Here is an 8,188-nt window from a genome sequence, read left to right on the forward strand (position 1 = left end):
CTATTTCACTAATTGTTCTAAAACTTTTTCAAGTCTGGGGCCACGTAGGTTACGTGCTACTATCTTGCCGTTTTTATCAATAAGAAAATTACTTGGTATGCTCCGCACATTATATTTTTGTGCTGGCTGTGCATACCAGCCTTTCAGGTCACTTACATGGTATGGCCATTGTAAATTATCTGCTTTTATGGCATCGGTCCACATTTTTTTGTTTTTATCAAGTGAAACACTAAAAATTGTAAAGCCTTCACCATTCACAAATTCTTTGTCTTTGTATTTCTCCCATGCGCTCACCAGGTTAGGGTTTTCGTATCGGCACGGCCGGCACCAGGAGGCCCAAAAGTCCACGAGCACAAGTTTACCTCGTAATTCTGATAGTGCGAGCTGCTTGCCGTTTGGTGTAGTATTTTGAATTTCGGGGGCTATATCTCCAACCTTGGTACCGGTTTCCTGAGAAAATGCGATGCCCGATATAAACAAAAAAGCAAAAATGAATCCGCTTAGTTTCATTCCTTTGAAAAAAATTAATTTAGAGAAAATCTGGTTTATTTCATTTGGTTCTTCACAAATATTAACGGTATCAAAGCGCATTTGTTTTATTCCATTCTGGTAATTTTTGCACCAAGATTATTTAGACGTAAATCAATATTTTGATAACCACGGTCTATCTGTTCTATGTTGTGTATTTGGCTTACCCCATCGGCAGAGAGTGCTGCAATGAGCAGGGCTACTCCTGCCCGAATGTCCGGGCTGGTCATTACGGTTGAGCGCAACTTGTTTGCTCTGTTTAGTCCTATTACGGTTGCTCTGTGCGGATCGCATAAGATGATTTGTGCACCCATATCAATTAATTTGTCGACAAAGAATAGGCGCGATTCGAACATTTTTTGATGAATTACGACACTTCCATTGGCTTGCGTGGCTATAACCAGCATTATACTGAGCAAGTCGGGCGTTAAACCTGGCCACGGAGCATCATCAATGGTGAGTATTGAGCCATCGATAAATTTCTCTACTTCGTAGCGTGATTGTTCTGGTATGTATATATCGTCGCCTTTAAACTTGAATGCTATTCCAAGTTTCTCAAAAGACCTGGGAATGATACCCAAATGTTCGACACCTGCATTTTTAATTGTGATTTCACTTTGTGTCATGGCTGCCATTCCTATGAAAGAGCCCACCTCGATCATGTCTGGCAAACAGCGGTGATCACAACCATCCAGTTTGTCGACACCTTCAATGGTAAGCAGGTTTGATGCAATACCTTCGATTTTGGCGCCCATTTTCACAAGCATTCTCGATAATTGTTGCAGGTAAGGTTCGCAGGCAGCATTATAAATTTTTGTAGTGCCTTTTGCCAGCACGGCACCCATCAATACATTTGCTGTACCGGTTACGCTGGCCTCTTCGAGTAGCATGGTATTGCCTTTTAAGCTTTTTGTTTTGGCTGTAAAAGCGCTCTTCTTTGAGTCGAACTGAAAATCGGCTCCAAGTTTATTCAAACCCACAAAATGCGTATCAAGGCGGCGTCTGCCTATTTTATCTCCACCAGGTCTTGGGATGTAAACTTCTCCAAATCTGGCCAAAAGTGGTCCTGCAATCATAATTGAACCTCTTATGGTTTGGCTTTGCTGTCTGAATGCATCAGATTTTAGATAATCGAGATCTATATTATCTGCCTGGAATGTGTAGCTGTCGGTAGCATTTTGGGTTATTTTTACGCCCATTCCGCGCAAAAGTTCAATTAATTTATGCACATCGCGAATGGCAGGAATGTTGGTTATTGTTACGGGCTGGTCCGTGAGCAATACGGCACAAATAACCTGAAGTGCCTCGTTTTTAGCTCCTTGTGGGGTGATTTCTCCTGATAATTGATGCCCTCCTTCAATTACGAAACTAGCCATTAATTGCGGTTTTTACGGTTTGTTTTTTTCTTTTTGGGTTTGGCAAGTATGTTACGAGTCTCTACCAATTTGATGTTGTCCTTGAAATTTACATCTTTTTCGGCCAATTCAATGAAATCACTTATTATGACATCATCATTTACAGAGTCTTTATTCCATTTTACGTATGATTTTTTAAGCTGATTGGCCAGGAGTTCAACAAGCACTTCCTGCTCCTCTGGTGGATAATCATCAATTTTGTCCATCATATTTTGGATGATTTTACCATAGTGCTTTTTCTTAAACTTGCCTTGCGAATAGGGCAGTGGATCGGGTTTACGATTAAGTACCTCTTTATCGGGCATCTCAAACGGTGCATCTACATCCAGGTCAAAATCGGCCATAATAAAGAGGTGGTCCCAAAGTTTATGTTTGTAATCACCGTTTTCCCGGAGATTAGTATTTACCTGCGCCATAATTGGAATAAGGGCATGTGCTGCTTTTGTGCGCTCTTCCCTGTCCTCAATCGTTTTAATGTGCTGCACCAGCTTTTGAATGTGTCTGCCATATTCTGGCAGTATCAATTCATTTCTTGTTGTATTATATTCCATTTTCGTTCTATTTTCGGTAAGCTATAATTGTAGCGAATATTAATGGTTGGATTTGTTCTGAAGGTTTGATTTGGTAAAAATAGTTAATTTTTTTGGGTTATAAAAACGTATAATCATAAGTGTGTCTTTTTGCTAGCTTGCTTTAATGACCTTTAGTTTTGCAAATCTGAGCAACAGGGTTTTCCGGCCACTTGCGAATTGTACACTTGCCTTCCGGTTGGTGCCTTCGCCTTCAATACGGGTTATTTCGCCTCTTCCAAATCTTTGATGTATGACGGTTTGTCCCTCTTTAATATTTTCTGGCGGTTCAGGTGTAAAGTTTGGGTCTGCTGCAGGACCTTGATTTGCTGTAGGTCTTGAGCGCATGGGTTGCCGCATGTTTCGGCTTTTAATTGTGCCGGATTTTCTGGTAGAAGAATTTTGAAATGCGGGTTGCGACGTGGGTTTGCTAAAATGTGTTTGACCGGGCTCGGGATTTTCGAAGCTGTAGCTATCATCAGATGAAGCATCAATATAGGCCTGATCCAGCTCTTTTAGAAATCTGCTAGGGCTTTTTGATTCTACAGACCCCCATTTATAGCGGCTTTGGCACCAATACAGGGTGGCTGTGTGCTCTGCGCGTGTAAGTGCTACATAAAAAAGGCGTCTTTCTTCTTCTATTTCCTCCGGGCTCTCCATCGACATGGATGAGGGGAACAATCCTTCTTCAAGGCCTGCAATATAAAGGTGCTGAAATTCCAGCCCTTTGGCAGAGTGTATGGTCATCAGCGTAATGCGCTCCTGGTCTTCATCCTTGTTTTTATCCATATCGGTAAGTAAGGCAATATTTTCAATGTAGGTGTGCAGTTTTACATCGGTACCTTCCTCGTGTGCATTGGAAACAAAATCCTTGATTCCGTTGAGTAATTCCTGAATGTTTTCGTAACGGCTTCTACCTTCGGGTGATTTATCATTGTAAAGGTCTTTAAGTAAGCCTGAGTTGGAAGCAATTTGAAGGGCTGCATCATAGGCATCGTTATTGGCTGCAAGTTCTGTGAATTGCTGCACCAGGATAATAAAACCCTGGAGCTTTTTTGTGGTGCCGCTGTTGATATTTACTCCATATTTTTGTGGTGCAGCAAGTACCTGCCATATTGAAATTCCATTGGCTGTTGCAGCCGATTCAAGTTTCGACATTGTGGTATTGCCAATTCCCCTTGCCGGGTAATTGATTATACGCTTAAGCGCTTCATCATCGTTGGGGTTGATGGTCATGCGTAAATATCCTACCAGGTCTTTGATTTCTTTACGCTGATAGAATGAAAGACCTCCGTAAATGCGATATGGAATATTTCTTTTGCGCAAGGCCTCTTCAAGGATACGCGATTGTGCATTGGTTCGATATAAAATGGCAAAGTCGCTGAATTTTTTCTGCTCATTTAACCGTTTTTCCTGAATGGAATTGGCTATTAGATGGCCTTCTTCGACTTCTGTAATGGCGCGAACGATGCCTATTTTTTCTCCTTCGTCGTTTTCAGTGAAAACCTTTTTCGGCAGCTGTTTTTGATTGTTGGCTATTACGCTGTTGGCTGCATTTACAATGTTTTGGGTCGAACGGTAGTTATGCTCCAGTTTGAATACTTTCATTTCCGGATAATCTTTCTGGAAATTGAGTATGTTTTCAATTTTAGCACCCCTGAAGGCGTAAATACTTTGCGAATCGTCGCCAACCACACAAATGTTGTGGTGCTTTTCGGCCAGTTTTTTCAAAATTAGGTATTGAGCGAAATTTGTATCCTGGTACTCGTCGACAAGTATATAGTCAAATCTTTGTTGATACTTTTCAAGCACCGCTTTATGGTCGCGCAGCAATATGTTGGTATTGAGTAAAAGATCGTCAAAATCCATTGCACCTGAAATTTTACAACGCTTCATATAAGCGGCGTATATTTGCCCGGTGTATGGTACCCTGTGAGCTTCATCGGTGGAATAATAAGTTGAGTTGTTTTGATAGGTTGAGGGCGTAATCAGATTATTCTTTGCCCGCGATATTCTACCAAGGATTTGGCCGGGTTTATAAGTTTTTTCATCCAGTTTTTTTTCTTTTATGATGCTTTTTATCAGGTTTTTACTGTCTGAAGTATCATAAATTGTATAGTTGGAATCGTAACCCAGATAGGCCGATTCATAGCGTAAAATACGGGCAAAGATTGAGTGGAAAGTCCCCATCCACAGGTTTGATGCGTGTTCGAACCCTACTATTTCGCCAATACGCTGTTTCATTTCCCTGGCAGCTTTATTGGTAAACGTGAGTGCAAGAATTTTATACGGAGGTACACCATTGGCCAGCAAGTGGGCAATCCGGTATGTTAAAACCCGCGTTTTGCCCGATCCGGCACCGGCTATGACCAGTGATGCTCCTTTTGTGTTAACTACAGCTTCTCTTTGTGCCTCATTGAGTTTCTTGAGGTAATCATGCATAGTATTTATCGCTTAAGGTGTGCAAATTTCATAAAAAAATACGGGCTTTAAAAGCATTAATTTAATATTGGCCCGATTTTTATATTTCATTAATTTAAAAACCTGTTGGATTTCGGTTTTTGTATTTTCATATTAAATTTGTTCGCTTAATAATGCGGGTATGAAGTTAAATTCTTTTACTTTTCTTATAGGAACCGTAATAGTTGTTTTTTCTTTCTCAGCTGAGGGTCAGACCTCTAATAGTGACGCTGGTTTGGGGTATTGGCTTGTTGCTGTTATGAGTGACAAAGCTCATCCGGCTTTTGAAGATTATACGGAAGATTCCTGTGGAGTAAATTTAGAAATGGTTGCAGTAGAAGGGGGGCAATTTGAAATGGGATGTACATCGGAGCAGTTCGATTGTGGTGTAGATGAGCAGCCTGCACATGAAGTAAGAGTTGATGATTTTTATATTAGTCGGTATGAGGTGACAAATGCTCAGTTTTGTTCGTTCTTAAACAGTGTTGATGTAGGAGCAAATGCCTCAAAAAATGGCAAGCAATTTATAGCGCTCGATCAAAAGCTTAGTCAAATTCAATATGTCAATGGTGAGTTTGTACCAGAGGCGGGAAGGGGTAATTACCCTGTTGTAGAGGTGAGCTGGTTTGGAGCTGCAGCTTTTTGTAAATGGGCCGGTGGCCGTTTGCCAACTGAAGCCGAATGGGAGTATGCTGCGCGTGGGGGATCAAAAAGCGAAGGTTTTTTGTACAGTGGTGGAAACCAACTTGATGAGGTTGCCTGGCACTATGGCAACTCAAAGCGTGATAACAGCTCAGGATTTTATGAAAACCATGGGACTATGCCTGTTGGATTAAAGCAACCCAATGAACTTGGTATTTATGATATGACCGGGAATGTGTATGAATGGTGTTCCGATAGGTATAACCGCGACTATTATGGCTATAGCCCGGTCGAAAACCCCAAAGGTCCTGAAAGCGGCTATTCAAGAGTGCTGCGCGGAGGAAGTTGGGGCGATGAGCCCAAAGCCTGCAGGGTGGCTTATCGTGTGAGCGTTGGCGAATATACCAATTATTTTATGTATGGTTTCCGTTTCGTAAAAGATCGCAAATAGCTTTAAATTGCTTGTTGTCAGCTGATTTTGATTTTTCGCGTTCTTTCCTGATTTCTAAAACTGTGTGATTTTCAAAGGTTTTGACATTTTATTCACAATTTTTTTTTGTTTTTATAACAGTTTATCTTTTACTTTGCTATAGTAATTATGAATACATTAAACTTTTGAAAAACCTGCCTGTTAAAACTCTACAATATTGGAATTCGATTAGCGGATTCCTGCTTTAATCATTTCTTTTTTAATTTAAATTATTTCACAATGAACATTTATGTAGGTAACCTGAATTACAAGGTTAAAGAAGACGACCTGAAATCTGTATTTGAAGACTACGGACAGGTCGATTCAGTTAAGATCATTACCGACAAAATGAGCGGCCGCAGCAAAGGTTTTGGTTTTGTAGAAATGCAAGACGATGCTGAAGCACGTTCCGCTATGGAAGCTCTGAACGAATCAGAGTTTGAAGGTCGTAAAATGATCGTGAACGAAGCACGGCCACGCCGTCAGTTTAACGATCGTTAATAGCAGAATTGTTTTTCGATTAACTTCAACATATAAAGTTTTCGATTAAAAGATTAGTCTCTATTACCGGTTATTTAGAGTAATTACAGGCTGCCCGAGGCATCGGGCAGCCTTTTTTCAGGCAGTGGCATTGATATCATAAAAGTACTACCTTCACCTAACACTGAGCTCACAGCTAATTGCCCGTTCATGTTTTCGATGTGCTTTTTAGCTATGAATAAGCCCATTCCGATACCTTTTTTCGGAGCAAAAAGTCGCTCTTTGGTTTGGTTAAATGGTTCAAAAATGCTCTCAATTTCAATTTGGTCCATTCCACAGCCATGATCAGATATTTCTAATTGAATTGCATTTTCTGTGGTTGCTGAGGTTACCTCGACAGGTTTATTCTCGCCATATTTTACGGCATTTTCCAAAATATTAACCAATAAATGGATAAATTTTTCATGGTCAACTAAAATACTATAGTTTTTTTCAAGGTGCGTACTGAAGTTTGGCCTGGGAGTGCATTTTTGTTCCATAATTTCAAAAGCCTCCTTTATCAGGTCATTAAAACCGATTGATATTATGTGATAGTCTGTTTGGTCGGTAATTAGCTTTGCACCCTCCAGTATATTATCAATTATTTTAAGCAAATCGTATCCTGCATCAAGAGAACATTTTGTATATACTGCCAATTTGTTAGTGTCCGATGAGCTGGCAATTAGTTGGTTAAACCCAAGAATGGAGTTTAATGGTGTCCGTATTTCATGTGAAATATTTTCCAGAAAAATATTTTTTAGTTCATGTGCTTTATGTTCATTTTCGATGGCCTTTTTTAGTTGCGCATTTTTTTCTTTTAGGGCTTTGGTCAGTCTGGTTTTTTCCTGTCTTTCGCTAAATACATTACTGGCATTTTTTAGCATTATGGCTACTTCATCATAATTCCATGGTTTTTGAATATATCCGTAAATGTTGTGTTGGTTTATGGCTTTTATTACTATTGAAGCATCGGTATATGCAGAGATGATAATGAAGATGATGTGTGGTGTGCGCTTTTGTTCCAGATTGATAAAGTCAACGCCATCCATTTCCGGCATTTTAAAGTCGATAATCGCAATTTGGATATCTTGCTCCGAGAGTATGTTTCGGGCCTCTTGTATAGTTTGTGCTTCAAAAATATTGTAGAGCTTACCAAATGTTGCCGCAAAACCAACTAAATTTTCACGATCGTCATCAAGATAGAGGATATTGACTTTTTGGTTCATTATGCATTGATTTAACTTTTTTGATATTAAACAGGGCAGCTCATGTTAAACCTACTAAATATTTTTACGAGCCACCCTGCTTAAAACTTATGCTTTAGTTTTTAAGAATCATTAAAAGTTTTCAAATTCGCTATCGTCTTCGCGGTTAAGATTCAGATTAACCCCTTTGGTGTTGGTTGTTTTAGGGTTTTGAGGTTTTTCAGCACGAGGTTGTTGATCAGTTTTTTGTTTTGTTTGCTGTTTCTTTTTTCTTTTATTATTGCCATCATCAAATTTGAAGAATGAAACTACATCACGCATATTGTCTGCCTGGCTGTTGAGTTCCTCAGCACTTGTTGCCAGCTCTTCACTTGCGGCAGC

At 39.9% G+C, this 8,188-nt stretch carries 8 protein-coding genes; 2 read left to right on the forward strand and 6 right to left on the reverse strand.

Annotated features, from left to right (window positions below; translation table 11 throughout):
* From VJ937_RS04550 to VJ937_RS04565, 4 genes are all read right to left on the reverse strand, one after another.
* Complete coding sequence (locus tag VJ937_RS04550) at positions 1-591, reverse strand: TlpA disulfide reductase family protein (protein WP_324065707.1); 591 nt, start codon at positions 589-591, stop codon at positions 1-3.
* A 5-nt stretch (positions 592-596) separates the two neighbouring features.
* A complete protein-coding gene (gene murA, locus VJ937_RS04555) occupies positions 597-1,904 on the reverse strand; it encodes a UDP-N-acetylglucosamine 1-carboxyvinyltransferase (RefSeq protein WP_324065708.1) in 1,308 nt (435 codons plus the stop codon).
* Positions 1,904-2,494 (reverse strand): DUF4290 domain-containing protein, encoded by a 591-nt coding sequence (locus tag VJ937_RS04560; protein WP_324065709.1) that lies wholly within the window; start codon positions 2,492-2,494, stop codon positions 1,904-1,906. Before VJ937_RS04560 ends, murA begins: the two co-directional genes overlap by 1 nt.
* Positions 2,495-2,626: 132 nt before the next feature.
* Complete coding sequence (locus VJ937_RS04565; protein ID WP_324065710.1) at positions 2,627-4,954, reverse strand: ATP-dependent helicase; 2,328 nt, start codon at positions 4,952-4,954, stop codon at positions 2,627-2,629.
* A gap of 160 nt (positions 4,955-5,114) precedes the next feature.
* Here VJ937_RS04565 and VJ937_RS04570 point away from each other — a divergent pair, with 160 nt between their 5' ends.
* Positions 5,115-6,065, forward strand: a complete 951-nt coding sequence (locus VJ937_RS04570) for a formylglycine-generating enzyme family protein (RefSeq protein ID WP_324065711.1) — start codon at positions 5,115-5,117, stop codon at positions 6,063-6,065.
* A gap of 258 nt (positions 6,066-6,323) precedes the next feature.
* Entirely contained in the window at positions 6,324-6,584 is a 261-nt protein-coding gene (locus tag VJ937_RS04575; RefSeq protein WP_057954284.1) for an RNA recognition motif domain-containing protein, read from the forward strand.
* Positions 6,585-6,667: 83 nt separating this feature from the next.
* On the opposite strand, the gene VJ937_RS04580 is transcribed toward VJ937_RS04575, so the two are convergent.
* Both VJ937_RS04580 and VJ937_RS04585 read right to left on the reverse strand, forming a co-directional pair.
* Positions 6,668-7,828 (reverse strand): hybrid sensor histidine kinase/response regulator, encoded by a 1,161-nt coding sequence (locus VJ937_RS04580; RefSeq protein WP_324065712.1) that lies wholly within the window; start codon positions 7,826-7,828, stop codon positions 6,668-6,670.
* Positions 7,829-7,939: 111 nt separating this feature from the next.
* Positions 7,940-8,188: hypothetical protein (locus tag VJ937_RS04585; protein ID WP_324065713.1), on the reverse strand; the 249-nt coding region annotated here is incomplete at its 5' end.

This window comes from Salinivirga sp. (genome assembly GCF_035268865.1).
Classification (GTDB): Bacteria; Bacteroidota; Bacteroidia; order Bacteroidales; family Salinivirgaceae; genus Salinivirga.